The 23,402-nt window shown below is 71.0% G+C and carries 23 protein-coding genes; 10 read left to right on the top strand and 13 right to left on the bottom strand.

Going from position 1 to position 23,402, the window contains the following annotated elements:
* Positions 1 to 125: 125 nt before the first annotated feature.
* The 3 genes from HZS54_RS01105 to HZS54_RS01095 all read left to right on the top strand — a co-directional run bounded on the left by HZS54_RS01105 (position 126) and on the right by HZS54_RS01095 (position 2,873).
* Positions 126 to 476 carry a winged helix-turn-helix domain-containing protein gene (locus tag HZS54_RS01105; protein WP_179920137.1) on the top strand — a complete coding sequence of 117 codons (351 nt, stop codon included), beginning with the start codon at positions 126 to 128 and terminating at the stop codon, positions 474 to 476.
* A 130-nt stretch (positions 477 to 606) separates the two neighbouring features.
* On the top strand, positions 607 to 906 hold the full coding sequence (locus HZS54_RS01100) for a DUF7521 family protein (protein ID WP_179920136.1): 300 nt from the start codon (positions 607 to 609) through the stop codon (positions 904 to 906).
* Between the two features lie 110 nt (positions 907 to 1,016).
* Entirely contained in the window at positions 1,017 to 2,873 is a 1,857-nt protein-coding gene (locus HZS54_RS01095) for a UvrD-helicase domain-containing protein (protein WP_179920135.1), read from the top strand.
* A gap of 48 nt (positions 2,874 to 2,921) precedes the next feature.
* Here HZS54_RS01095 and HZS54_RS01090 read toward each other — a convergent pair whose 3' ends face one another.
* From HZS54_RS01090 to HZS54_RS01085, 3 genes are all read right to left on the bottom strand, one after another.
* Positions 2,922 to 3,125, bottom strand: coding sequence for a hypothetical protein (locus tag HZS54_RS01090; RefSeq protein WP_179920134.1), 204 nt, complete (start codon positions 3,123 to 3,125; stop codon positions 2,922 to 2,924).
* 155 nt (positions 3,126 to 3,280) lie between these two features.
* Positions 3,281 to 3,436: a DUF7563 family protein gene (locus HZS54_RS26620; RefSeq protein WP_425484368.1), complete on the bottom strand. Its 156-nt coding sequence runs from the start codon at positions 3,434 to 3,436 to the stop codon at positions 3,281 to 3,283.
* Between the two features lie 248 nt (positions 3,437 to 3,684).
* Positions 3,685 to 6,300 carry an ATP-dependent DNA helicase gene (locus HZS54_RS01085; protein WP_246391748.1) on the bottom strand — a complete coding sequence of 872 codons (2,616 nt, stop codon included), beginning with the start codon at positions 6,298 to 6,300 and terminating at the stop codon, positions 3,685 to 3,687.
* 242 nt (positions 6,301 to 6,542) lie between these two features.
* Here HZS54_RS01085 and HZS54_RS01080 point away from each other — a divergent pair, with 242 nt between their 5' ends.
* Together HZS54_RS01080 and HZS54_RS01075 are read left to right on the top strand one after the other, a co-directional pair.
* Positions 6,543 to 8,807 (top strand): PAS domain-containing sensor histidine kinase, encoded by a 2,265-nt coding sequence (locus HZS54_RS01080; RefSeq protein ID WP_179920133.1) that lies wholly within the window; start codon positions 6,543 to 6,545, stop codon positions 8,805 to 8,807.
* 95 nt (positions 8,808 to 8,902) lie between these two features.
* Positions 8,903 to 9,958: a Gfo/Idh/MocA family protein gene (locus HZS54_RS01075; protein ID WP_179920132.1), complete on the top strand. Its 1,056-nt coding sequence runs from the start codon at positions 8,903 to 8,905 to the stop codon at positions 9,956 to 9,958.
* A 21-nt stretch (positions 9,959 to 9,979) separates the two neighbouring features.
* Here HZS54_RS01075 and HZS54_RS01070 read toward each other — a convergent pair whose 3' ends face one another.
* Both HZS54_RS01070 and HZS54_RS01065 read right to left on the bottom strand, forming a co-directional pair.
* Positions 9,980 to 11,101 (bottom strand): pyridoxal phosphate-dependent aminotransferase, encoded by a 1,122-nt coding sequence (locus HZS54_RS01070; protein WP_179920131.1) that lies wholly within the window; start codon positions 11,099 to 11,101, stop codon positions 9,980 to 9,982.
* A 56-nt stretch (positions 11,102 to 11,157) separates the two neighbouring features.
* Positions 11,158 to 11,652, bottom strand: a complete 495-nt coding sequence (locus HZS54_RS01065; RefSeq protein ID WP_246391747.1) for a P-loop nucleotide/nucleoside kinase family protein — start codon at positions 11,650 to 11,652, stop codon at positions 11,158 to 11,160.
* Positions 11,653 to 11,831: 179 nt separating this feature from the next.
* On the opposite strand from HZS54_RS01065, the gene HZS54_RS01060 reads away from it, so the two are divergent.
* The 3 genes from HZS54_RS01060 (at position 11,832) to HZS54_RS01050 (ending at position 13,891) form a co-directional block, all read left to right on the top strand.
* Complete coding sequence (locus tag HZS54_RS01060) at positions 11,832 to 12,353, top strand: CinA family protein (protein ID WP_179920129.1); 522 nt, start codon at positions 11,832 to 11,834, stop codon at positions 12,351 to 12,353.
* Positions 12,354 to 12,492: 139 nt separating this feature from the next.
* The gene (locus HZS54_RS01055) at positions 12,493 to 12,972 is read left to right on the top strand and encodes a metal-dependent hydrolase (protein ID WP_179920128.1); all 480 of its coding nucleotides are present in this window, start codon (positions 12,493 to 12,495) and stop codon (positions 12,970 to 12,972) included.
* A 613-nt stretch (positions 12,973 to 13,585) separates the two neighbouring features.
* On the top strand, positions 13,586 to 13,891 hold the full coding sequence (locus tag HZS54_RS01050; protein ID WP_179920127.1) for a DUF7565 family protein: 306 nt from the start codon (positions 13,586 to 13,588) through the stop codon (positions 13,889 to 13,891).
* Between the two features lie 71 nt (positions 13,892 to 13,962).
* Here HZS54_RS01050 and HZS54_RS01045 read toward each other — a convergent pair whose 3' ends face one another.
* The 6 genes from HZS54_RS01045 to HZS54_RS01020 form a co-directional block, all read right to left on the bottom strand.
* Positions 13,963 to 14,130 (bottom strand): hypothetical protein, encoded by a 168-nt coding sequence (locus HZS54_RS01045; protein WP_179920126.1) that lies wholly within the window; start codon positions 14,128 to 14,130, stop codon positions 13,963 to 13,965.
* A gap of 101 nt (positions 14,131 to 14,231) precedes the next feature.
* Positions 14,232 to 14,810 (bottom strand): hypothetical protein, encoded by a 579-nt coding sequence (locus HZS54_RS01040; RefSeq protein ID WP_179920125.1) that lies wholly within the window; start codon positions 14,808 to 14,810, stop codon positions 14,232 to 14,234.
* On the bottom strand, positions 14,807 to 15,688 hold the full coding sequence (locus HZS54_RS01035) for an ABC transporter permease subunit (protein ID WP_179920124.1): 882 nt from the start codon (positions 15,686 to 15,688) through the stop codon (positions 14,807 to 14,809). The genes HZS54_RS01040 and HZS54_RS01035 overlap by 4 nt, the downstream gene beginning before the upstream one ends.
* The gene (locus HZS54_RS01030) at positions 15,685 to 16,650 is read right to left on the bottom strand and encodes an ABC transporter ATP-binding protein (RefSeq protein ID WP_179920123.1); all 966 of its coding nucleotides are present in this window, start codon (positions 16,648 to 16,650) and stop codon (positions 15,685 to 15,687) included. The genes HZS54_RS01035 and HZS54_RS01030 overlap by 4 nt, the downstream gene beginning before the upstream one ends.
* A 92-nt stretch (positions 16,651 to 16,742) precedes the next feature.
* A complete protein-coding gene (locus HZS54_RS01025; protein ID WP_179920122.1) occupies positions 16,743 to 18,326 on the bottom strand; it encodes a glycosyltransferase family 39 protein in 1,584 nt (527 codons plus the stop codon).
* Positions 18,323 to 19,708 carry an arylsulfotransferase (asst) gene (locus HZS54_RS01020; RefSeq protein ID WP_179920121.1) on the bottom strand — a complete coding sequence of 462 codons (1,386 nt, stop codon included), beginning with the start codon at positions 19,706 to 19,708 and terminating at the stop codon, positions 18,323 to 18,325. The genes HZS54_RS01025 and HZS54_RS01020 overlap by 4 nt, the downstream gene beginning before the upstream one ends.
* Positions 19,709 to 19,825: 117 nt before the next feature.
* On the opposite strand from HZS54_RS01020, the gene HZS54_RS01015 reads away from it, so the two are divergent.
* Together HZS54_RS01015 and HZS54_RS01010 are read left to right on the top strand one after the other, a co-directional pair.
* A complete protein-coding gene (locus HZS54_RS01015; protein WP_179920120.1) occupies positions 19,826 to 21,688 on the top strand; it encodes an ABC transporter substrate-binding protein in 1,863 nt (620 codons plus the stop codon).
* Positions 21,688 to 22,551 (top strand): phosphatase PAP2 family protein, encoded by an 864-nt coding sequence (locus HZS54_RS01010; RefSeq protein WP_179920119.1) that lies wholly within the window; start codon positions 21,688 to 21,690, stop codon positions 22,549 to 22,551. Before HZS54_RS01015 ends, HZS54_RS01010 begins: the two co-directional genes overlap by 1 nt.
* 228 nt (positions 22,552 to 22,779) lie before the next feature.
* Here HZS54_RS01010 and HZS54_RS01005 read toward each other — a convergent pair whose 3' ends face one another.
* Positions 22,780 to 23,217 (bottom strand): transcription elongation factor Spt5, encoded by a 438-nt coding sequence (locus HZS54_RS01005; RefSeq protein WP_179920118.1) that lies wholly within the window; start codon positions 23,215 to 23,217, stop codon positions 22,780 to 22,782.
* A gap of 1 nt (position 23,218) precedes the next feature.
* On the bottom strand, positions 23,219 to 23,392 hold the full coding sequence (locus tag HZS54_RS01000) for a protein translocase SEC61 complex subunit gamma (RefSeq protein WP_179920117.1): 174 nt from the start codon (positions 23,390 to 23,392) through the stop codon (positions 23,219 to 23,221).
* Positions 23,393 to 23,402: the final 10 nt, after the last annotated feature.

The raw sequence follows: 23,402 nt of genomic DNA, 5'->3' as shown, positions 1-23,402 counted from the left end.
CTCGCACTTGGTCCGCATTCCAGCGTTGTGGGGGGATTCCCATAAGGGGGTAGGCGCGTTTTCTGAGCCTGAAAGAGCCGCCCGCTCGAAAGGTCTTTGTAACACCTCAAGAGATCACACTGGTAGTGGACGACGAACGGGCAATCGAGGAGATCCTCGATACCATCGGAGACGAACACGCCCGCCGGGTGCTCGCCGCGATCAGTCGCGAGCCCCGGTCGGCGAAGGACCTGAGCGAAGAGTGCGACCTGTCGCTACCGACCGTCTACCGCCGCATCGAGATGCTCACCCAGTACGACCTCGTCAAAGACCAGACGCTGGTGGCCGACGACGGCAACCACTACAAGGTCTACGAGTCGAACTTCGAGTCGACGGTCATCTCGCTGGAGGACGACGAGTACAAGGTGCGTATCTACCGCGAGGAGAACCTCCCGGACCGGTTCAGCCAGCTCTGGGACGACCTCAACCCCGAGTGAGCGCGGTACGAGGCGGGACGGCGCCGCGACCGACCGCGACAGACATCGCCGCGACGCGAGCGTCCGCTCGACCGACCGCACGCGGACCGGCGAAATTATATGTCGGTGCGTCCTGCCGGACAGACGACGAATGGTAGAAGTCGCCGCGGTCATGCGGGGGGTCCTGGCGCTGATGCGGATGGCGGTGTTCGGGCTCTCGCTCGGGATCACGTTGATCAGTTTCCAGGCGTACCGACAGCGCCCCTCCGAGCGCCTGCAGTACGCCTTCATGGGTTTCGCGTTCATCAGCATGGGCGTCGCCAGCACCGTCATCGCCCAGATCGGCGTGCGCGAGGCGACCGAGACCGTCCGGCTGTTCTTCCGGATGACCGAATCGATCCCCTTCATCATCGGGTTCACGATGCTGTACGTCTCGCTGTACAGGGACTGACCCGCGGTTCGCGCCGCTCCGGACCGTCGCTCGAACGGCGGCGCTCGCGTCGGCGCGGTGACGCCTCCAAGCCACGCCGTTTATGACCCACGGGCCCCACTAGTGGTCCAATGACTGAACCGTCCACCCAGGTGACGCGCCTGTTTGGTGGTCCCGGGAGCGGGAAGACGACGGCACTGCTCGACAGGGTCGAGACCCTGCTGGAAGAGAACGACGACGTGGAGTTCCGGGACGTGCTGGTGGTGTCCTACACTCGGGCGGCCGCGGCGGAGATCCGCGAACGCCTCGCCGAGCGGCTCGGCGAGTCCCCGCGCGCGCTCAAGGGGAACGTCTGCACGATGCACGCGAAAGCCTACGAGCTCCTCGACCTCTCGCGGGGGGACGTGGTCGGCGAGTCCGACAAGGAGGAGTTCTGCGACGAGTTCGGCGTCGAGTACGAGGACGAGTACGAGGGCTCCCGGCGTCGCACCGCTCGCTCGACCACGATCGGCAACAAGATCATCGCCACGAGCCAGTGGCTCCAGCGGACCCGCCGGGACGTGGCCGACTGGTACGACGTCCCGTTCAAGTGGGACGACGAGGTCGTCCGGCTCCCGCCGGAGATCGACGACAACGCCCAGACCGGCAACAAGTACACGCCGACCTGGCCCAGCGACGACGACCGCATCAGCGTCCCCGAGACGATCCGCGCCTGGCGCCAGTACAAGGGCGAGAACGACGTGGTCGGCTTCGCCGACATGCTCGAACGCGTCGCCCAGCGGTCGCTGATGCCCAGCGTCGACTACCTCGTCATCGACGAGTTCCAGGACATCACGACGCTGCAGTACGACGTCTACCGGGAGTGGCGCCCGCACATGGAGACGGTGCTGATCGCCGGCGACGACGACCAGGTCGTCTACGCCTGGCAGGGCGCCGACCCCGACCTGCTGCTGGAGGAGCACGTCACCGACGACAACATCCTCCCCAACTCCTACCGGCTCCCCTCGCGGATCCTCAACGTCGTCAACCGGGAGGTCAGCCACATCGAGAAGCGTCAGGAGAAAGACCTCAACCCCCGCAAGGAGGGCGGCCGCGTCGAGGGCGTCCAGAACCCCTCGATGATCGACCTCGTGCGCAACGTCCGCACCACGATCGAACAGGACGAGGAGGGCACCGCGATGATCCTCTTCCGCGCGCGCTACCAGATGTTCCAGTTCATCGACGAGTTTATCGGCGAGGGGATCCCCTTCACCTGCCTGACCGACCAGCGGATGTGGACCGACCGGCTCACCCAGTACGTCCGCGCCATCGAGAAACTTGACGAGGAAGAGTCCGTCACCGGGCTGGAGGCCCGTCGGCTCGCGGACATGCTGGCCGACTCCGCGTTCGGCACGAGCGAGCGCGACGACCTGTTCGACGAGCTCGACGAGATGGAGGAGGCCGCCGACGTCGAGGACCTCGAAGAGCTGTCGGTCGAACCGGAGACGATCCGCGACTACGCGCCGTTCGTTCCCGACCCCCGGGCGGCCGCCGACATGCTCCGGAAGGTCACTAGCTTCCAGGAACGGTCCGTCGAGGCGTACTTCTCCGGGGAGTACGAGGGCATGGAGACCGACCGCGTGCGCCTGGGCACCATCCACAGCGCGAAGGGTCGCGAGGCCGACCACGTCTTCGTCGCCACCGACCTCACGGAGAAGGTCGTCGAGCAGATGGCCGCCACCGTCGACCAGTCCGACCGCGAGGTCCCCGGCGACGAGGAGTTCACCAAGCGCACCTCGCCCGTCCCGACGCTCACCGACAACGAACGGCGCGTCTTCTACGTCGGGATGTCCCGCGCCCGCGAGCGTCTGGTCATCATGGAGAACCTCGTCGACGGCGCGCCGACGCTGCCCATCGACGTGCTGCTGAACAACGAGCCGACCGGCGACTCCGTCGAGGACGTGCTCGCCAACGCCCAGGAGCTCGGCGACGCCGTCGCCGCCGACTGAGGCGCCGTCGCGGCCTGCCGAGCGCGCCCGCCGTTCGACGACCGCCGCTCACCCACCGTCAACTTCTCCAGGAGGGTTCGACCGCGCGAGCGCGAGTGCGATCGCGACGGAGACGAGTACGACGAGCGACCCGGCCGCGAGAAACAGTTCGTCCTGCCGGGTCCGTCCGAGGACCAGCCCGAGAAGGAGGCTCACGGCCAGGATCGAGAGCCCGAGTATCGCGTTCAGCCGCCGTCGGAGGGCGTCGTCCATACCTCGACCACTCCGGGAGCCGCGGAGTGTTTTGCCGTCGGCGCAAGTATTCTGGAGAGAGTGCAGCGGCTGGCGAGGGCGTTCGCACCTACCGAAACAGCGGTGATCGACCGTCCCCCCGGACGGCCGGCACGAGCGGTGGACAGGCGAGATGCCTATGACCGCGACGACCGAGCCTCGCGCACCTCGGCGCCGTCACGGAGTTTGTCTTCGCAGAACGGACAGACGCGGGGGCCGGTGTGACCGTCGGGCGTGAATACGCGTACGTACGCCTCTGTCACGAACGACCCACAGTTCTGACACTCTGGCATCCCTTGAGTAACTGTAATCCTCCGGCATATGCTTTCCGGCCGTGGACGGCGGTATAGACCGATTAACTTCCCCTCTCGGTCCGACAGGAGCCCGCTTCTACCCGGTACCACCGCGCTACCGATAACCGGGTTGATACGAACGACCGATCGCACGACGGCGCGCCGACAGGTTCCGGACGAACGGGTCCCGCAGGTCGGGACGAGCGGGATCTTCGGTTCTCGCGGCCGGACCGAGGAGGTCTCCCGGGTCACTGCGACCGGTCGGTCCAGAACCGGTCGAGCTGGCCGTCGAGGAACTCGGCGGTCATGCGGACGAACTCCTCGCGCTCGGCGGGCGAGAGGTACTCGTGGACCGAGCGGGGAGCGCCCGCCGTGTAGCGGCGGTCGGCGAACACGCGGACGCCCACCTCGTCGGTGCCGCGGATGACGCGGCCGATGGCCTGGCGCGCCCGGCGGACCGCCGGGACGGTCAGCGCGTACGCGAAGGCGTTGTCCTCGCCGAACTCGTCGGCGTAGGCCCGCCGGACCGCCTGCACGCGGGGCGACCCGACGTTCACGAGGGGGACGCCGATCACCAGCGCCGCGGCCAGTTTCTCGCCGTCGTAGTCGACCCCCTCCGTCAGCGTCCCGCGGGTGCTGGTGACGAGGACCTTCCCGCCGCCGCCGAAGAAGTCAGATTTGAGTTCCTCGGTGGCCTCGTTGCTGGAGCTCTCGTCGACGAGGACGGGTTTGTCGACGGTTTCGTCGAGGTAGGCGCCGGCCCACTCGGCCTCCCGGTAGTTGGGCATCGCCACGAGGACGTTCCCCGGCGAGCGCGCGACCGACCGGAGGACGTGGGCGTACTCGTCGCGCGTGCGGTTCCAGCCGTCGCCCAGCGGGTCCATCTCCGAGGGGTCGCCCCGATTCCGGGCGGTGAACGGCTCGGCGTCGACCGTCCAGCTCGCGCGGTTGTCCTCGGGGAACCGCAGCGGGTAGCTCGTCGCCTCGACCGGGCGCCCGGGGTCGCCCTCGTCGGGGGTGGGACCGGAGTTCGGGTCGCCCTCCCGCAGGGATTCCAACCCCGAGACCTCGGTGAACACGTCCAGCGGCGAGAGGGTGGCGCTCATCAACACCCCGCCGCCCAGCGCGTCGAAGATCTCCTTCAGCGACTCGGCGGGCATGCAGTCGAACAGGACGAGCCCGGGAGTGTACACCCGCTGGTAGTCCCTGTCCACCGCGTCGGCGGCCTGGCCGGTCTTCGGGGCGTACTCCAGTTCGATCTCCCGGAGATAGCGGTCGTGGCCGCGCTCCCACCAGTGGCCCATCACGGCGCCGACGGCGGCGCAGACCGGCTGGCGCGCCAGTCCGAGGCCGTCGATAGCGTCCTCGACGGCGGCGCCGACGGTCGCGAGCGTCCGCCAGAGTTCGCCGTCGTAGCCCTGCCGCTCGGCCCACCGAGTGAGCTCGTCGGGTTCCGGCTCGTCGGGGTCTCTGAGGGGAACTTCCACGTCGCGCTCGGGGACGCTCTCGGCGGGGTCGCCGACGCGCCAGTCGCGTTCGACCTCCTCGTCGAGGTAGCGCTCGACCCGCTCGTCGAGCCACCCGAGGAGGTCGTCGTAGAACTCGCGGGCCTGGTCGAGCGCCGAGAGGGGCACGTCGTGGCTCGCGAGCCGGTCGCTGACCTGCTGTTTCTTGTCCCGACCCTCCCGCGCACGCGAGAGGAGGTGGTTGCAGTCGTTTCGGGCGCGCTTGATCGTCGAGCGGCCAACCCGGTCGGAGAGCAGGTCTCGCACCCGCTCTTCCAGCCGGTGAGCCTCGTCGACGACGAGGAAGGTCGAGGAGTCCAGGGCTGCGGCCACGAGCGGCCGCGATCCGGGGTCGAAGACGTGGTTGTAGTTGCCGATTATCACGTCGGCGTGTTCGAGCATGACGCCCATCGCCCGGTGGGGGCAGGTCCCGCGCTCGACGCTGGCGGGGAGGTAGTCGTCGGCGGTGACGACTCGGGACTCCCCGACCGAGAAGTCGACGGGCGAGCCCTTGTTGCGGGCGAACCAGTCGGCCTCGAAGGGGCAGTACAGCGGCTCGTCGTCGCCGGCGGTCATGGATTCCGGCGCGCTGGGCTGGCTCCGCGGATACGGTGACTCGGCGCCCGCCGTCTCCAGCGCGCTGTCGAAGGTGCGGTAGGTGTCGGCGTCCATGCGGGCCTCCCGTACCAGGTCGCTCGCGAGGCTCGGGTCCCACCAGATATCCTCGGGGTCGCTGGCGAGCGCGGCGTCGGCCGCGGGTTCGTCGCCCGACCGGCGGTCGGCCTCGACGAGGTCCGCGGTGTTCTCGCGGAGGTCCTCGCAGCGGTCGTGGGTCGAGGCGTCGTCGGGGAACGCGCCCTCGCGGCCGTACGGGCAGAGGTCGCGCTTGCCGACCAGCGCGACGCCGTCGAGCGGTTCGGGGCGGTCGGGGTCGGCGGCGAGGCGGGCGTTCATCGCCCGCAGGTCCTCGACGAACTGGTTGCGCTGCTGTTTGACCGGTGTGACGACCATCACGCGGTCGTACTTGCGGGTCGTCCGGACGAGCGTCGCGCCCGCGGTGAGCGCGGCCATCGTCTTGCCGGTGCCGCAGGGCCCCTCCATCGCGAAGTAGCCGCCGCGTTGGCCCACCTCGACCGCCGTCTCGATCGCGTCGGTCTGGCTCTCGTAGGGCTCGTCGAACCCGAACACGTCGCGCCAGGCCTCGGCGGGGTCGCCGCTCGACCACCCCTCGGGACCGGCGCCAGTGCCGTCGCCGTCTTCCGACTCGTCGCCGCTCGCGGTCGACCCGCTCGCGGCGTCGGCACTCGCCGTCCCGGCTTCGGTCGCCTCGCCCTCGCTCGCGGCCCGGTCGTCGACCATCGTGGATCCCTGTGTCGTCCTCGCCTATGAACGCACGGATGCCGCGGTGGTCGACCGCCACCGGCCGGACCAACCGCGGCCGCTCCCGACCCACCCGCCGGGGCGCTTCCGCCCGCTGTCTGGCGATCGCTCGCCCGTGCCCACGGGAGACTTAAGTTGGTGGAGAGTACAATTCCGGCACTACGGTCGATGACACGGGTTGGCACGCGATCTCGACGGCAGGGTCTGCGAGGGACGGAGAGATGACGGCTTCCGACGGCGACGACGACCGCGACGACGGCGTACCGCCCGAGGACGACGACCCGGCGGGCGGAACTGACGAGGACGCCGGTGGCGACCCGTCCGCGACGCCCGACGACGGCGACGACACCGACGAGTCGGGCGTCCGGATCCTGCACCTCGACCCCGACGAGACGGTGCTCTCGCGACTGACGGCGGCGACCGACGGCTCGGAGGGCATCGACTACGAGGGGACGAGCGAGCCCGACCGCGTCCGCGAGCGGATCGACGCGGGCGACGTGGACGTGTTCGTGGTCGAGCCGGACGCGCCGGCGGACGTGGCGTCGCTGGTCGAGGACGCCGGCGCGTCCGGGGCGGCGGTCGCCCTCTACACGCGGGTCGACCCGGGCGACGTGGACCCGGCGGTGTTCGACGCGGTCGACACGCTCGTCGAAAAGTGGACGGCCGAGGAGGGGCTCGACTTCGTCGTCGAGAAACTGCTGCGGGCGGGCCGCACGCCCGAGGCCGCCTCGCGGTTCTCTCGCGCGTTCGACCGGGTCGACCCGGATTCCCAATCGTCGTGCTCGTTCCTCGTCTACGAGGACGGCACCGTCATCTGGGAGTCGACGCCGCTGGACGAGTACTTCGACCGCCGCGGCGTCACCGTGGCGGTCCCGGAGACGCCGAACTTCTACCGGCAGCTCACCGCCGCGCTCTCGCACGACCCCGACGCGATCCGGACGATCCGCGGGCCGGACGTGCCCGCTGAGCCGACGGAGTTCTCCGTGCCGACCGCCGAAGGGCGGGCCCGCTTTCGCTACACCGAACACGAGTTCCCCGAGACGGTCGGCCCGCTCCGGCTGGTCATCGTCGAGGACGTGACCTGGTCGGCCCGGTCGAGCGCCCGGCTGGAACTGCTGGATCTTTTGGACCGGCACGTCCAGGACGGGATCAGTGTCGTCGACGCCAACGGTCGCGTCGAGTACCACAACGAGTCGTTCGCCGGGCTGCTGGGCTACGACGACATGGTCGGCGAGCACACGGCGTCCTACATGGCCGAGGGCGAGCTCCAGTCGGGCCAGCGGACGCTCCAGCAGCTGCGGACGGCCGACCGCGACAGCGCGGTCATCGACATGACCTTCGAGACCGCCGACGGCGAGGAGCGGACGCTGGCGGTCCACTTCTCGGTCCGCGACGGCGAGGACGGCTACGAGGGGCTGGTCAACGTCGCCCGCGACGTGACCGAGCGCCGCGACCGCGAGCGGACGCTCGAACAGTACCGCCGGCTCGTCGAGAGCGCGGGCGACCCGATGTACGTCGTCGACGGCGACGGCCGCGTCGAGATCTGCAACGACGCGCTGGTCGAACTGTTCGACGGCGACCGCGAGTCGCTGGTCGGCACCCCCCTGTCGGAACTGCTCCCCGAGGCGGCCGCCGAGCGCATCGGCGAGGCGCTCGACCGGGCGAGCGCGGCCGACGAGAGCGTCACCCGCGGGTTCGACCTCCCGACGCCGGCGGGCGAGGTCCGGCAGTTCGAGGCCACCGTCGCGGGCCTCGGCCCGGCCGACGACGCCGACGGGTCGGTCGGGATCCTCCACGAGGTGACCGCCCGCGAGCGCCGCGAGAGCGAGCTCGACCTGCTCAAGCAGGTGCTGACGCGGGTGCTCAGACACGACGTGCGCACGGGACTGACCGTCGTCCGCGGGCAGGCGGAGGTGCTGGCCGAGCGCACGGACGGCGAGCAGCGGCGGATGGCCGAGACCATCGTCGACCGCAGCGAACAGCTCGTCGAGACGACCGAGAAGGCTCGGGCCATCGAGCGGGTCATCGACAGCGACGAGGGACGGGTCACGCTCGATCTCAGGTCCGTGGTCAACCGCAGCGTCGCCAACGTCGCGGCCGTCCACGGGGACGCCGAGTACGACGTGCGCATCACCGAGCAGGTGCCCGTCCGCGCCCACCGCGCGCTCCCCTACGCGGTCGAGAACCTCGTCGAAAACGCGGTCTCCCACGGCGACGGCACTCCGTCGGTGACGATCACGGCGGCCGACGACGAGGGGAGCGTCGAACTCCGGATCACCGACGACGGTCCCGGCATCTCCCAGTCGGAACTCGACGTGCTCGCCGACCGCGAGGAGACGCCGCTCAAGCACGGCACCGGCGTCGGCCTCTGGCTCGTCTCGTGGGTCGTCGAGCGCTCGGGCGGCGACCTGGCGTTCGACACCGGCGACGACGGGACGACCGTCACCGTCCGCCTCGACGCCGGCGACGCCGACGACGTGAGCTGACCCGCGCTCGCCGGCCGCCGCCCGCCTCGGTGTCCGACCGCGTCGGCCACCACTCCACCCGCGCCTTTTTCCCGTCGTTCGTCGTCGGTAGGCCCATGCCCACCCACCGGATCGCGGTCGTCGGCGTCGGCAGCGCCGCCGGGACGCACATGCGCGCCTACGAACAGCTGGACGACGCCGCGGTCGTCGCCTGCGCCGGCCGCGACGACGGGCGCGTGCGGTCGTTCGCCGACGAACACGACTGTGACCCGTATCTCGACGTGTCGGCGATGCTCGATTCGGCCGAGCCCGACGTGCTCGATATCTGCACCCCGAGCGGGGCGCACCTCGACCCGGCGCTCGCGGCGGCCGACCGCGGGGTCGACGTGTTCTGCGAGAAGCCCCTGGAGATCACGACCGAGCGGATCGACCGGATGGTCGACGCGGCCGAGGCGGCGGGGATCCGGCTCGGCGGCGTCTTCCAGCGCCGCTACAAACCGATCGTCCGGACCGTCCGCGAGGCCGTCGCCGAGGGCCGGTTCGGATCGCTGGCGGTCGCGAACGCCGCGCTCCCGTGGTGGCGCGACGACGGCTACTACGACGGGACCTGGCAGGCCGACCCCGCGGTCGCGGGCGGCGGCGCGGTCATGAGCCAGGCCATCCACAGCGTCGACGCGATCCAGTGGATCGCCGGCGCCGGGATGGACCTGGACCCCGACGAGAACCCCGTCGCCGAGGTGTCGGCGTTCACCGGCGTCCGCGGCCACGACGCCGACCTCGGCGTGGAGGACGCCGCCGTCGCGACGCTGCGCTACCGCGACGGGACGCTCGGCCAACTGCTCGCGACGACGGCGACCTACCCCGGCGGCGAGATCCGGTACGAACTCGGCGGCCGGGACGGATCCGCCGAGATCCGCGGCGAGGAGCTGACGACGTGGGCGTTCCGCGAGGGGCGCGACGGCGACCCGGCCGTCCGCGAGCGGTTCTCGGGGCCCGACGCCGGCGCCGACGAGCCGAACCCGCTCGAACTCCCGAACGTCCGCGAGTTCCTCGACGCCCGCGAGAGCGGCGAGCCGTTCATGCTCGACGGCCCCGAGGCCCGGAAGGCCGTCGCGATCGTCGAGGCGATCTACGAGTCGGCCGAGCGGGGCGAGCCCGTCGCGGTGGAGTGAGCGGGCGCGACCGTCGCGCGGTCAGCCGAGGTAGTCGGCCAGCCGCTCGGCGGCCTCGTCGACCCGCGGCGTGACCAGCGCGAACCGTATCCAGTCGCCGCGGGACTCGCCGAAGGCCTCGCCGGGCATCCCCGCCACGCCCGCCTCGTCGATCAGCCGCTCGACGTTCTCCATCGTGCCCGGGAAGCCGTCGAAGCGGGCCATCACGTAGAAGGAGCCGCCGGGCGTGGTGTACTCGGCGCCGGCCCGGTCGAGCGCGTCGGTGAACCGGTCGATGCGCTCGCGGAGCCGCTCGCGGTTGCGCTCGTAGTACTCGGGTGGCGTCTCCCGGAGCGCCCGCAGCACCGCCGCCTGGGCCGGCCGGCTGCCGGTCACGTTCTGGATCATGTGCCTGGTGCGAGCGCGCTCGACCAGGTCGCCCAGCGGGCCGTCTTCGGGCGGGAAGACGGCGTAGCCCACCCGCAAGCCCGTGACCGCGAGCGTCTTCGAGAAGGAGTTGGTGGCGACGACGTGGTCGGAGTCGGCCGCGAGCGCGCTCTCGAAGGCGCCGGTGAAGTCGTAGTGGTCGTACACCTCGTCGGCGACGAGGACGGCGTCGTGGTCCTCGGCGACCGCGACGAGGGCCTCGACCGTCTCCGGCGGGTACACCGCGCCCGTGGGGTTGTTCGGCGAGTTGACGACGATGGCGGCCGTCTCGTCGCTCGCGGCCGCGCGCACGTCGGCGGGGTCGAGCTGCCCCGTCTCGTCGACCGGGACGTAGGTGGCGTCGGCGTCGAGCAGGTTCGCCCGTCCCGCGTAGTAGGGGTAGACCGGGTCGGTCATGATCAGCTCCGACCCGCCACCCTCCCGCTCCAGCGCGCCCGTCGTCGCGAGGTGGTTGGCCTCGCCGGCGCCGTTGGTGACGATCACGCGCGAGCGGTCGACGCCGCGGCGCTCGGCGATCTCGGTGCGTAGCTCGGCGAGACCGACGCTCGGGGGGTACTGGAACTCGCTCACGTCGCCGTCGGCGTAGTCGCGCAGGCCCTCGCGGAGCGCCTCGGGGGGCTCCCAGTCGGGGTTGCCGCTCACCATGTCGACCACGTCGCGGTCGGCGCCGGCCGCGTACTGCATCACCCGGAAGAACTGGGGCGTCTCGTAGTCCATCGATCACCGACGGCTTGGCCGCCCGCGACGTAAACCCTGGCGTTGCCCCGCCCCGCTCAGAACAGCACCTCGACCTGTCGGCGCGTCGTCGCCAGGTCCCCGGAGTTGTCGACGGTGACGTGGTCGCGTTCGAACGGCTCGAACCGGTCACGGGCGTTCTCGTAGACGGACACGTCCGCCTCGCTCGGGTCGTCCTCGCGCTCGCGGATCCGCCGCCGAGCCACCTCGTCGTCGCAGACCACGCGGACGAGCGTCAGGTCCGCGCCGACCTCGTCGGCGAGCGCGGCGGCGCGGTCGCGGTGGGCGCGGCGCTCGAAGGTAGCGTCGAGGACGACCGAGTCGCCGTCGGCGAGCGCCTCGCGCGCCCGCTCCAGCATCGCCCCGTAGACGCGGTCCCGTTCGGCGCGGCTGTAGGTCGGGTCCTCGACCACGTCCCGGCGGACGGCGTCGCTGCGGATCCGCTCGCCGTCGAGGCGGTCGGCGATCTCCCCCGCCACGGTCGACTTCCCGACCCCCGGCAGCCCGCATTGGACGACGAGTCGCGGTGCCATTACCCCCATTTCGAACCCCGCGCCTCAAGAACGTGGGTGTCCTGGCTGCCACCGCTCTCGGCTCCCCTCCCGTCTCGGACCCTCGGCGCGGCCGGTCCGCAGCCGCGATGGTCCGCGCCGACCGTCCCGCGGGTCGACCCGTCCCCTGCGCTTTTCCGGGGGCCGCCCGTCGTGTCGGTATGCGCGAGTTTTCCGAGGACCCTCCAGTCGAGCAGCGGGTCGGCGACCTGCTGGCCGAACGCGCCGAGACGCTCGCCGTCGCCGAGACGGCCACCGGCGGACTCGTCGGCGCCCTGTTGACGGGCCCGCCCGGCGCGAGCGACTTCCTCGACCGCGTCGTCGTCCCCTACGACTACGACGCGCTCCGGGCGACGCTCGCGGTCCCCCGCGAGACGCTCGACGAGCACGGCGCCGTCAGCGAGCCGGTCACCCGCGACCTGGCGCGGGCGGCCAGGGACACCGCCGACGCCACCTGGGGCGTCGCCACCGCGGGCGTCGCCGGCCCGGACGGCGGCACCGAGGACAAACCGGTCGGCACCGGGTTCGTCGGCGTCGCCTACGCCGCCCCCTGGGAATCGGGCGACTCGACCACCAGAGTCTCCCGCTACGAGTTCGACGGCGGTCGGACGGCCGTCCGCGAGCGACTGGCTCGCCGCGCGCTGCGGGACCTCGAAACCGCGGTCAGTTCGCGCGCCGACTGACGGCCGGCGGCGCTCACTCCGGACGCTGTGTATCGACCCGTCGGCGCATCCACCGGTCTGTTCGTCGACTCGTCGGCGCATCGACCCGTCGCTCACCGAAGGGCAACACTTGTGACCCGCGGGTCCATCGAGTCGCTCCATGGACAAGCGCGGACACGTGTTGAACGCGGTCTTTCTCGCCGTGGGCCTCGGGTTCATCCTCGAACCGGCGGGCGACGTGGCGACGTTCCGGACCATCGCCGCGGTGTTCGTCCCGCTCGTGCTGGGCGCGCTCTTTCCCGACGTGGACACCCACTTCGGGAAACACCGCAAGACCCTGCACAACCTCCCGGTTCTGGCGATCGTCGCCGCCTACCCCATCTACTTCGGCAACCTCCACTGGGTCTGGCTGGGCGTGCTCACCCACTACGTCCTTGACGCGCTCGGGACGACCCGCGGGCTCGCGCTGTTCTACCCCTTCTGGGACGAGGAGTTCGGCGCCCCCATCGGCGTCCCCGTCAGCAGCGACTACGCCGACGCCATGATGCTCGCGGTCACCGCCTTCGAACTCGTCGTCGCCGCCGGCCTCGTCCACGTCCTCCCCGCCTACCTCCCCGAAGGCGTCGCGCTGCCGTTCTGACCCGCTCTCGACCCGTGGGCCGACCGTGTTCGATACGGACGAGAGAGCGGTAGCCGTGTGGTAGTGGTGTGATGTGGTGCGGTAGTGGTGCGGTGCGGTGTGATGCGGTAGTGGTGCGGTCGGCGCGTGCTGGAGCGCGCTTTCATGCGCGCGACGACATCGCGCGAGGGATTCGCGACTCGTGTGTCGCGAATCGGTTGGGGAGGCTCGTGGCCGTCTGCGGTGCCGTGCGGGGCGGTTGTCGTTGCGGTCGCAGTGCTGTGCGGTCCTGGTGTCCGCGCGACACCGTTCGCGCGGGCTCGGGAGAGCTTGCTCTCCCGGTGGACTGAAAGGGCGAGGCACGCTCGCGTGCAGTTCAGTCGTCTGAGTCGGCACTATCCGCGCGGGCGGTGCGGAGAGCGCGGATATCCGACTCAGCGACCGCGAGCGGGTCGAGGGCTTTCATCGCTTGCGGTCCCCGCCGAGTTCGGTCGATCCAACTCCGAGCGAGCGGGTCGAGGGCGGACAACGCGTTCCGGCGACTGCGGTGGCGGCGACGACGGGATACGTTTGAGAGGCTACTCGAAGGGGGAGGGGAACGTTTTTACTGAGCGGCGGGCATCACTCGGGTATCATGGCCTCCTGGGAGTGTGCGATCGACGGTGACGACGAGCAGTTCGAGCGGGTCGAGGACCTGATCGTCCACCAGTCGACGGCACACGAACGCATCGAGTGCAAGGTCTGCGGGACCGTCCTCCCGGACGGCTACTTCGCGATCCGCCACGCCTTCGACGAGCACAGCCGCGCCGAGTACGTCCGCGCCTACGACGCCACCGCCAAAGAGGTCCGCCGCCGCGAGAACGCCAAGGAGAACATCGAGGAGGAGGCCGACATCCGCGAGGTTATCGACCGGCTCGAAGGCGGCAGCGGCGCTATCTGAGACCCCGCGACGGACGCGCCGTCTTCGGCCGCGTTCTCCCTGGCCAGCCCGGTCCCCGGCTTCGGCCCGGGTCACTCGACGTACGCCGTGACCAGCACGACCAGGCTCACCGAGACGACCAGCAGCGAGTAGACGACGTGCCACTCGTCGCCGAACACCAGCTCACCGCACAGGACGACGTAGATAGCCAGCAGTATCCGCGAGTTCCGCCGGGCGTATATCGTATCCTCGTCTGACATTATCGGTTCGATAACCGACTCATTTCGGTCGAGCAAGTCACTTGCGGTCGACCGCGTCCGAGCGTCCCCGATCGAACCAGAAAACGGCGAGGTGGGCGCCGCTACTTCGAGGAGAGCAGGTAGCCGCCGACGCCGAGCGACAGCACCGCCAGCAACACCGAGGCGAGCCGGATCAGCTGCGGGGTCGCGCCCAGCGGCGGCTCCGCGGTCCGGGTGCTCATCGCGTCGTAGCGCTCGATCTGCTGTCTGCGCTGTTCGACCTGGGACTCGTTCAGTCCCTCCTCGTCACTGGGGTAGCCGTAGAACCGCTCGTCCGAGGGCGGGAGCGAACTGGCGTCCTCGGGGCGTTCGATGACGATCCCCGGTTCGGTCCCGTTGTCGTACATCGCGCGGACCTCCCCGTCGGTCGGGTAGCCGAAGTCCGGAGCACCCTCGCCGACGGCGACGCGGTACTCGCCGTCGTTCTCCAGGGTCGTCACGTAGAGTTCCTGCCCGCGCTCGGAGAGGTTCTCGTAGGCGACGATCTCGTAGCCCTGCTGTCGCAACTCCTCGGCCGGGGCCGGTGCGGTCTCCTCCGTGTCGTGGATCAGCATCGGCTGGACCGGGAAGAAGGCGGGGACGGCGAACAGGACGACCGCCAGGACCGCCAGGCCCGTGCCGAGTTGGCTGCGTCGGTTCATTCGAGATCAGCCCTCTCGAACAGCACGTAGCCGATCAGTAGCGGGACGACCAGCCAGAACGCCAGGACGACCGGTGCGAACTCGTCCTGGAGGTACAGCGGCAACACCTCGTTGGCCTCCGGCGAGCCGTAGCTGATGTCGTCGGGCAGGCTCGAGTAGAAGACGATCTGGCGCATGTCCGCCGGCATCACGAGGTTGACGGCCTTCCGGTAGGCCAGGTACGGGCTGGTGTACTGGACGGCGTTGTAGAGGTCGGGGTTGGGTGCGGCACCGAGCAGCGTCGTGTGGAGCCAGCGGGCGATGTCGCCGACCGACGCGACCGGGAAGACGTACAGGATGACCAGCAGGAAGTACGTCCCGAACGCGCCGGCGATGGCGCGGCTCCGCGAGGCCGCCGCCGAGGACATCGCCAGCGCGATGCTGACGAACGCCGACCCGTAGACGAGTGTTATCAGCAGCGTCCCGAAGACGACGGCCGCCGGGAACGCCCCGTGGCGGGTCAACGCCGTGCTGATCGCCGCGACGTACATGAACGCGACGCCGCCGGCGACGATGCCGTTGCGGCTCAGCAACTTCCCGACGAAGACGTTCCGGCGCGTGTTCGGCAGGGAGAGCAGGAACTTGATCCCGCCGCCCTCGCGCTCGCCGGCGATGGCGAGGTAGCTCGCCACCAGCGCGACGATGGGGAGGAGGACGGCGAGCAGCAGCGTCAGCACGCGGAAGAGCGCGCGGACCTGCGCGGCGTCGCCGCCGGAGGCGCCACCGGAGACGTAGCCGACGAACGCCGCGATGAGTCCGAGGACGATGGCCGCCGCCCACAGCATCTTCGACCGGCGGGCGGCCTTGAAGTCCTTCTTCGCGACGGTGACCGTGCTCATGCCGAGGCCTCCTGGGACTCTTCGAGGTCGATCCCCTCGCCGACGGTCCCGTCGCCGTCGCGGCCGCCGCCGGTGAACTGGTTGAACAGCTCCTCCAGCGAGGTGTTGTCCGCGAGGATGTCGACGACGTCGACCTGTTCGTCGACCCGCTTGACCACCTCGACCTTCGCGCTCGGGTCGGAACACTGGGCGGTCAGCGTCGTGTCGGCCACGTCGACCGCGGAGACGCCGTCGATGTACGCGACGTCCTCCGACGGCGGCACGCTGGCGCACTCGAGCTCGATGGTGGCCTGGCCGGTCGCGCTCTCCCGGAGCCCCTCGATGGAGTCGATGGCGACGAGTTCCCCCTCGTTCATCACGCCGACGCGGTCACAGACCGCCTCGACCTCCGAAAGGATGTGACTGGAGAAGAAGACGGTCGTTCCCTCACTGGCCCGGTCGCGGATGACCGACCGCATGTGCTGGATGCCGTTGGGGTCCAGCCCGGTCGACGGTTCGTCGAGGATCAACAGGTCGGGGTCGTCGGCCAGGGCCATTCCGAAGGCGAGGCGCTGTTGCATCCCCTTGGAGTAGCCCGAGGCGACGCGGCCCGCGTCCTCGCGGATGCCGACGAGGTCGAGCAGGTGTTCGGGGTCGTCGTCGGCCCCTTTGGTCTCGACGGCCCACTCCATGTACTCGCGGCCGGTGAGGTAGTCGTCGAAGCCGTACCCTTCGGGGAGGACGCCGATGCGCTCGCGGATGGCCGCGCACTCGCTCTGGGCGTCCATGCCGAACACCTCGGCCGACCCCGCGGTCGGCCGGATGAAGTCGAGCAGCATGTTGATCGTCGTCGACTTCCCCGCGCCGTTGGGGCCGAGGAAGCCGAATATCTCGCCTTCCTCGATGGTGAGATCGAGGGAGTCGACGGCGACCACGCTCTCCCCGAAGGTCTTCGTCAGTCCGTTCGTCTGGATGGAGGGCATCTGTCGTACTCGTCACCCGGAACACGGGGCCGATGTAAGTGTCTTTTCGTTGGGCGAACGCCGACGCGATTGGCGACACCGCGTCGATGCCGTCACCCGTCGGCGCGACCGCTGGCCCGATAGACGGCGACGCCGTCGTTCTCGTGGACGCGCGTCCAGCCGTCTGCGGCCGCGAACGAGCGTTCGAGGGTGCCGAACCCGACGACGGCGGTCCCGCGGACGGTGTACCGGCCCTTCGGGACGACGACGTAGTCCGGGTCGGCGCCGACGGTCGCGACCGCCGATTCGACGCAGGCGGCGCTGTTGCACGTCGAGGCGGCCCTGAACGCGGCCAGATGGCGGTCGTAGGCGGCCGCGCTCACCCACTCGACGCCCCACGGGCCGACGGCGATCGACCGCCCGGACAGTACGGGGAACCACTCGGCGGCGTCGCCGAGCACGAGGAACCGCGCGTCCGTGGGCGTCTCGGCGGCCGCCCACTCGGCGGCAGCGACCGACTCGTCGTCGAGGAACGAGGGCGTGGTCCCGTCGGTCGTCGACGTCGTCGCCGCGGCGAGGGCCGTCCCGCCGGCGACGGTCGCCAGGAGGACGAGCGCGGCGGCGGCCGCCGCGCGGCGGTCCGGCGTGGCGAGCGCGCTCCCCTCCCGCCGAGCGAGGCGGGCGGCGACGCCGACGCCCGCGACCGCTACGGCCAGGGCGGCGACGGCGTAGGCGAACCGGACTTGGAAGAACAGCAGCGTCGCGACGACGACCCAGGCCGCCACCGTCGCGTCCCGGCGGAGCGCCAGCGCCGCGCCGGCGAGTGCGAGCGGAACGAGCCTGACCCACGAGGGGCCGGCGAGGAGGGCGCCCAGGCCGCCGCCGAGCCCGCCGTGGGTCCCCGCGGCCGCGGTGAAGGCGCCGGCGCCGTGGGTCGCGACGACCCACGCGAGCCAGGGGCTCGCCAGCGCGAGCGCCCCCAGGCCGACGGCCAGCCCCCGCGCGAGCCCCCCGAGCGACCGGTCGAGACCGCCCCAGAGCACGAGGTAGCCCGCGACGACGAACAGGGCGTAGGTCGGGTGGGTGAGCCCCGTCAGCGCGACCGCGACGGCGCCCCCCAGTAGCGCCCGCCGGCCGCCGCCGGTGAAGACGTGATACCCGGCGTAGACCGCGGTCAGGGCGTACAGGAAGGCGAACCCGCGGACGACGCCGCCCGCGGAGACGTGCCACTCCAGCACCTGCGGGTTCAGCGCGATCATCGCGGCCGTCCCGGTCCCGGCCGCCCGCGAGCCGGTGTAGTCCCGCCCGAGCAGGTACGCCGGCACCAGCGCCGCGACGACGGCGACGGAGGGCAAAAATCGCGTGACGGTCACGGGGTCGAACCCCAGATCGAGGGCGAGCGCGAAGACGTAGAACTGCAGCGGCGGATACGCGAAGGGGACGGTGACCGCGTAGCCGTCGACCGTCGTCGGCGGCGCGTACCCGTTCGCGGCGATCGCGGCGGCGATCCGCGCGTACAGCCCGCCGCCGTAGGCCGGGTAGGGGTTCGTCGTCAGGTAGACGGCGACGGCGACGACGCCCGGGACGAGCGCCAGGCCGAGCCATCTCGCGTCGCGGCCGTCCAGCGGCGCCGCGCGCCGCAGTCGGGCGGTCACCCCGAGCGACAGGTCGCGGGCGCTGGCGTCGTTCGCCGTCATTCCCGGTCGATCTGGAGCGGGTTGCGAACCCCGACAGACACGTCCGACCAGCGGTACTCCAAGCGTGCCCAGAGCGGGACGGCGACGAGGAGCGCGACGATAGCGACCCCCTCGACGACGCCGACCCAGCGCGGGAAGACGTAGGCGACCCCGTTCTCGATCGACGGCGGCAGCGCCGCCATGACGGCGCCCGACACCGACCGGTTCGCCGGGTCCGGCTCGTGGCTCGGCAACGCGAGCGCGGCCGCGCTCTCCCCGCCCGCGCTCTCCTCACCGGAGCCCAGCCGCTCGGCCTCGTAGGGGAACCCGATGGTGGCGGTCCACACCACCTCCCCCGACCGGTCCACCTCGAACACCCGGTCGCCGTTCGAGTCGGTGATCAGCGTGTGGCCGTTCGGCAGGCGGTCGGCGTCCCGAGGCCACTGCATCCGCGCGTCGCTCCAGGTCCACGACCGGTTCCACGTTCCGTCCTCGCGCTGGTACTCGACGACCCGACCGTTCTCGGAGTCGGCGACCAGCAGCGCGGGCCCGCCCCGCTCGGGCGGGATGTAGTCGGGATTGTGCTGCTCGTAGAGGGTGTCGTGGTCGCCGTCGGCGCCGAGCGTCCAGTTCTCCATCAGCCCGCGCTCGAAGTCGACGAAGGCGACCTGGTCGTGGTTGCGGAGGCTGACCATCGCAGCGTCGCGGCCCTCGATCTCGACGTGTTCCACGTCGTTGAGGTGCGTCCAGTCCTTGGGGAACGGCCCGCCGCTGTCGACGTCGAAGGCGGCCTGGGCGCCCCACTCCCAGGTGATCAGTCCCGTGGTCGTGTTGACGACAAAGACGCGGTCGCGGTCGATGTCGGCGACGAGCAGGCGCTCCTCGTCGATCCGGTCGATGTCGTGCCACCGCGTCGAGTGCTTGCCGGGCGTGACGCGGCTGAACACGTCGGTCGACTCGCCGGTGGTGAGGTTGACGCGCTCGACGCCGTTGCGCGTGCAGACCGACCCGTCGCACTCGTCGGCGTCGAGGTGGTCGGCGTAGACGAACTCGACCGTCGAGTTCGTCCCCGCGACGGGGTCGACGTCCCAGTAGCGGGTATGGTCGTTCTCGTGGTAGTAGATCCCCCCGTCGCGGGCGAAGGCGACGAGTTCGGCCTGGGCGCGCGGGCCGTCGTTCTCGTCGGCGACGAAGGCGTTCGAGTCGGTCGCGACCACGGTACGGCCGTCTCGGGGGTCGATGACCGGTGAGAGGTCGCCCGAGCGCAGCGCCTGTTCGACCGACGGGTCGCCGGTCACCTGGTCGCTCGACCGCTCGGCCGCGACGTACCCGACCGCGACGGTCCCCGTCGCGAGGACGACGACGAGCGCCAGGGACAGTCGGAGGGGTCGGCGGTCGGGCATGCTCTGGGACACGGGAGCGGCCCACTAAGAGAGATCCCCGGCGATGCCGTGGTCGGTTCGCACTCGTCGTTCGCAGGCCGAAGGGACTTCACGGTCCCACCCGAACCTGCGGGAGATATGGGGGATCCAACCGAACCGGCTTCGAGCCGGCGCCGTACCCTGCTCCGGTCGCTGGCCGCCGGGGCGACCCTCGGGACCGCCGGGTGTATGCGCCGGCTGCGCGCGGCCACCGGCTGGGAGTCGGTGACACCGGTGTCGGTCGGGATCAAGACGCTCCCGGCCGACGCGGACCCGTACGCCCTCCGGGTCGCCCAGTCGGTCGCTGAGTGGCTCCGGGCGGCCGGCCTCGAAGCGACGGTCACGCCCGTCGCGCCCGAGGAGCTGTACCGCCAGATGCTCCTCCGGAACGACTTCGACGCGTTCGTGGGGCGGATCCCCGCTCGCCTCCGGGACGGCGACGGGCTCTACGCGCTGTTGCACTCGCGGTTCGGCTCGGAACCCGGCTGGCAGAACCCGTTCGGGTACGCGAACCTCGGCGTCGACGACCAACTGGGCGAGCAGCGCGCCGCGACCGGCGAGGCGCGGCGCGAGGCGCTCGCCGCCATCCAGCGGACGGTCGCCCGGACCCAGCCGTTCTCGCTGGTCGCGTTCCCGGACGAGATCCGTGCGGTCCGCGGCGACCGGTTCACCGGCTGGCACCGGAGCGACTACGGCTCGCCGCTGGGGTACCTCTCGCTCGACGAGGTCGCCTGGGGCCCCTCCCGCGAGGCCGCGACCGCGACCACCACGCCGACCCCCGACGACACCGCGACGCTGCGCACGGTGATCACCGACCGGCGACCCACCGAGAACCTCAACCCGCTGGCGGCGGAGTTCCGGTGGACCGGCGTCCTCACCGGACTGCTGTACGACCCGCTGGGGTACGAGACGGAGTCCGGCGGGGTCGAGCCGTGGCTGGCCGACGGCTGGGAGTTCGAGACCGTCGGCGGGCGGCCGCAGGCGCGCGTCAGCCTCCGCGACGACCTCTCGTGGCACGACGACGAGCCGGTGACGGCCGCCGACGTGGCGTTCACCTACGCGCTGCTCTCGGACGTGACGCTCGGCCGGACGACCGAGGGGACCGAGACCGCGACCGACCGCGACGCGGCCGTGGCCGCCCCCCGGTTCCGGGGCCGGAGCAGCCTGGTCGCCGACGCCGAGGCGCTCGACCGGCGGACCGTCGAGGTCCGGTTCACCGACTGCACCGCGGCGGTCGCGGCGCGGGCGCTCACGGTCCCGGTGTTGCCCGAGCACGTCTGGCGCGAGCGGACCGGCCCCGCCTCGGTCGGCGGCGTCGCCTTCGGCGCGACCTCGGAGGCGCTCGTGACCAACAACGTCCCGCCGGTCGGGAGCGGCCCGTTCGCCTTCGAGCGCAACGTGCCCGGCGACCGCCTCGTGTTCGAGCGCGACGACGACCACTTCCTCGCCGAGGCCTCGCCCGCCGACCTCCCCGGCGACGTGGACGGGCTCCCGCCGTACGAGCGGATCGACGTGACCGTCGTCGGCGCCGACGAGACGGCCGTCTCGATGGTCGCGAACGGCGACGCGGACGTGACCGGGACCGCCGTCGGCGCCGAGACCATCCCCCGGATCGGCCGCTCGGAGGGGGTCGACCTGGTCGTCGGTCGGTCGCCCTCGCCGTACGTCGTCGGCTACAACGCGCGCCGGCCGCCGCTGACGAACCCGCGGTTCCGGAACACGCTCGGCCACCTGATCGACCGGCGGACGCTGGTCGACGACGTGTTCGACGGCTACGCCTGGCCCGCGGCGAGCCCCCTGGTCGGGACCGACCTGGTCCCGTCGGACCTCCGGTTCGACGGCGACCACCCGGTGACGCCCTTCCTCGGGTCGGACGGCACCGTCGACGCCGACGCAGCGCGGGCGGCGTTCCGCGACGCCGGCTACGAGTACGACGACGGCACCCTCGTGGAGCGGGACTGATGGGGGTCGTCACCGTCCTCGCGCAGGTCGCCGCCGGCGTCGTCGCGCTGCACCTGCTCGGACTGGTCGCGGTCGTCGGCCGCGACGGCCTGGTCGGCGCCCCCGCACGGGTTCGAGCGAACCTCCGCTCGGTCGCGCCGACGCTCGGTCTGCTCGCCGTCGTCCTCGCGATAAACGGCGTCGTCCGTGACGTGGGCGTCGAACTCTCCTGGCTCATCGGCGTCAACATCACCGGCGCCATCTACGCGCTGGAGGGCGGGTTCGTCGCCTGGCTCCAGTCGTTCGCCGCCCCGCCGCTGACGACCTACTTCAGCGGCGTCTACGTCTTCGGCTACGCCTTCCTGCTGACGTTCCCCGTCGTCGCCTACCTCGCCTGCGAGGACGACCGCCCGGTCCGGACGCTGCTGGTCGCCTACGCGGTCAACTACGCGCTCGGACTCGTCTGTTACGTCCTCTTCATCTCCTACGGCCCCCGGAACGTCACGCCCGAGGCCGTCCGGTCGCTACTGTACACGAACTGGCCCCAGGCGCAGCTGCTGACCGGCCGGGTCAACCGCAACACGAACGTCTTCCCGTCGCTGCACACCTCGCTGTCCGTGACGGTCGCGCTCGTCGCGGGCCGCTACCGCGACCGCTTCCCCCGCTGGTACCCCGTCGCCGGCGCCCTCGCCGCCTCGATCGCCGTCTCGACGATGTACCTCGGCATCCACTGGGCGACCGACGTGGTCGCCGGCGCGGCGCTCGCCGTGGTCGCGGTCGCGGTCGGCGCCCTCGTCGCCGAGACCGCCGACGAGTCGCGGCCGGCGTCCGGCGGCCCGCCAGCGGGGTGGACCGACCGCGTCGTCGCGTGGATCCGACGGTGAACCGGTCGCGCCGCTCGCTGCAAGTACCGCGCCCACCTTTTTCGTCGACGGGTATCCTCGCTCGCGCCGCTCGCTGCGGGTACCGCGCCCACCTTTTTCATCGACGGGTATCCTCGTTCGCTCCGCTCACTGCGGGTACCCGGCTCGAAAAAGATGGGGCAAAAAACCGACTCGCTCCGCTCGTCGCGCGGAACCGGCGGCTGCGCCGCCGGATGCTGGACCGCTAATCTACCGCTCTTCCGAATCGAGGACGCGGATCTGGTCGCCGCGGACGGTGACCGGGATCGGGACGGTCGCCTCGTACAGCTCGACGGTGACCTGGTCTTTGCCCTCGTCGATGCGCTGGACCTGGGCCTTCTCGCCCTTGAACGGGCCGGCGATGAGCTCGACGATGTCCCCCTCGGCGATGCCCTCCACGTCGGGCTTGGGCGAGAGGAAGTGCTCGACCTCGGCGATGCCCGACTTGCCGGGGACGACGCCGCGCATGTGGGGGATCTCGTCGGAGATGCGCTCGAACACCGCGGAGTCGTCGGCCTCGACCATGACGTAGGAGGTCAGCGAGTCCGGCGCGAGCGCGGCGTGGATCGACTCCTCCTCGCGGTTCATGATCATGTCGGCGACGGTGCGCTCCTGGCTGGCCGTGGTCTTGACGGCGAAGATACCCATCTCAGGGCCCCCCGGGCACGAAGTTCATGATCACGAAGATCAGGAAGCCGAGGATGCCGACGAGGATGATGCCGGCTCCGGCGATCTTCGCGACTTGCGAGAACTCGTCCCACGACGGCGTGCTGGCCAGTTTCAGCACGCGGACGTAGGAGTTCAGGTCGTAGGGAACGTTCATGACCGGCAGT

Origin of the sequence: Halosimplex pelagicum (assembly GCF_013415905.1) — an archaeon.
Taxonomy (GTDB): Archaea; Halobacteriota; Halobacteria; order Halobacteriales; family Haloarculaceae; genus Halosimplex; species Halosimplex pelagicum.
This window is presented reverse-complemented; position numbering and strand designations above follow the sequence as displayed.

What these genes read in the sequence shown, in the direction of transcription:
- HZS54_RS01100 (WP_179920136.1), top strand. Translation starts at nt 607, where the DNA reads ATGGTAGAAGTCGCCGCGGTCATGCGGGGGGTCCTGGCGCTGATGCGG.
- HZS54_RS01095 (WP_179920135.1), top strand. Translation starts at nt 1,017, where the DNA reads ATGACTGAACCGTCCACCCAGGTGACGCGCCTGTTTGGTGGTCCCGGG.
- HZS54_RS01090 (WP_179920134.1), bottom strand. Translation starts at nt 3,125, where the DNA reads ATGGACGACGCCCTCCGACGGCGGCTGAACGCGATACTCGGGCTCTCG.
- HZS54_RS26620 (WP_425484368.1), bottom strand. Translation starts at nt 3,436, where the DNA reads ATGCCAGAGTGTCAGAACTGTGGGTCGTTCGTGACAGAGGCGTACGTA.
- HZS54_RS01085 (WP_246391748.1), bottom strand. Translation starts at nt 6,300, where the DNA reads ATGGTCGACGACCGGGCCGCGAGCGAGGGCGAGGCGACCGAAGCCGGG.
- HZS54_RS01080 (WP_179920133.1), top strand. Translation starts at nt 6,543, where the DNA reads ATGACGGCTTCCGACGGCGACGACGACCGCGACGACGGCGTACCGCCC.
- HZS54_RS01075 (WP_179920132.1), top strand. Translation starts at nt 8,903, where the DNA reads ATGCCCACCCACCGGATCGCGGTCGTCGGCGTCGGCAGCGCCGCCGGG.
- HZS54_RS01070 (WP_179920131.1), bottom strand. Translation starts at nt 11,101, where the DNA reads ATGGACTACGAGACGCCCCAGTTCTTCCGGGTGATGCAGTACGCGGCC.
- HZS54_RS01065 (WP_246391747.1), bottom strand. Translation starts at nt 11,652, where the DNA reads ATGGCACCGCGACTCGTCGTCCAATGCGGGCTGCCGGGGGTCGGGAAG.
- HZS54_RS01060 (WP_179920129.1), top strand. Translation starts at nt 11,832, where the DNA reads ATGCGCGAGTTTTCCGAGGACCCTCCAGTCGAGCAGCGGGTCGGCGAC.
- HZS54_RS01055 (WP_179920128.1), top strand. Translation starts at nt 12,493, where the DNA reads ATGGACAAGCGCGGACACGTGTTGAACGCGGTCTTTCTCGCCGTGGGC.
- HZS54_RS01050 (WP_179920127.1), top strand. Translation starts at nt 13,586, where the DNA reads ATGGCCTCCTGGGAGTGTGCGATCGACGGTGACGACGAGCAGTTCGAG.
- HZS54_RS01045 (WP_179920126.1), bottom strand. Translation starts at nt 14,130, where the DNA reads ATGTCAGACGAGGATACGATATACGCCCGGCGGAACTCGCGGATACTG.
- HZS54_RS01040 (WP_179920125.1), bottom strand. Translation starts at nt 14,810, where the DNA reads ATGAACCGACGCAGCCAACTCGGCACGGGCCTGGCGGTCCTGGCGGTC.
- HZS54_RS01035 (WP_179920124.1), bottom strand. Translation starts at nt 15,688, where the DNA reads ATGAGCACGGTCACCGTCGCGAAGAAGGACTTCAAGGCCGCCCGCCGG.
- HZS54_RS01030 (WP_179920123.1), bottom strand. Translation starts at nt 16,650, where the DNA reads ATGCCCTCCATCCAGACGAACGGACTGACGAAGACCTTCGGGGAGAGC.
- HZS54_RS01025 (WP_179920122.1), bottom strand. Translation starts at nt 18,326, where the DNA reads ATGACGGCGAACGACGCCAGCGCCCGCGACCTGTCGCTCGGGGTGACC.
- HZS54_RS01020 (WP_179920121.1), bottom strand. Translation starts at nt 19,708, where the DNA reads ATGCCCGACCGCCGACCCCTCCGACTGTCCCTGGCGCTCGTCGTCGTC.
- HZS54_RS01015 (WP_179920120.1), top strand. Translation starts at nt 19,826, where the DNA reads ATGGGGGATCCAACCGAACCGGCTTCGAGCCGGCGCCGTACCCTGCTC.
- HZS54_RS01010 (WP_179920119.1), top strand. Translation starts at nt 21,688, where the DNA reads ATGGGGGTCGTCACCGTCCTCGCGCAGGTCGCCGCCGGCGTCGTCGCG.
- HZS54_RS01005 (WP_179920118.1), bottom strand. Translation starts at nt 23,217, where the DNA reads ATGGGTATCTTCGCCGTCAAGACCACGGCCAGCCAGGAGCGCACCGTC.
- HZS54_RS01000 (WP_179920117.1), bottom strand. Translation starts at nt 23,392, where the DNA reads ATGAACGTTCCCTACGACCTGAACTCCTACGTCCGCGTGCTGAAACTG.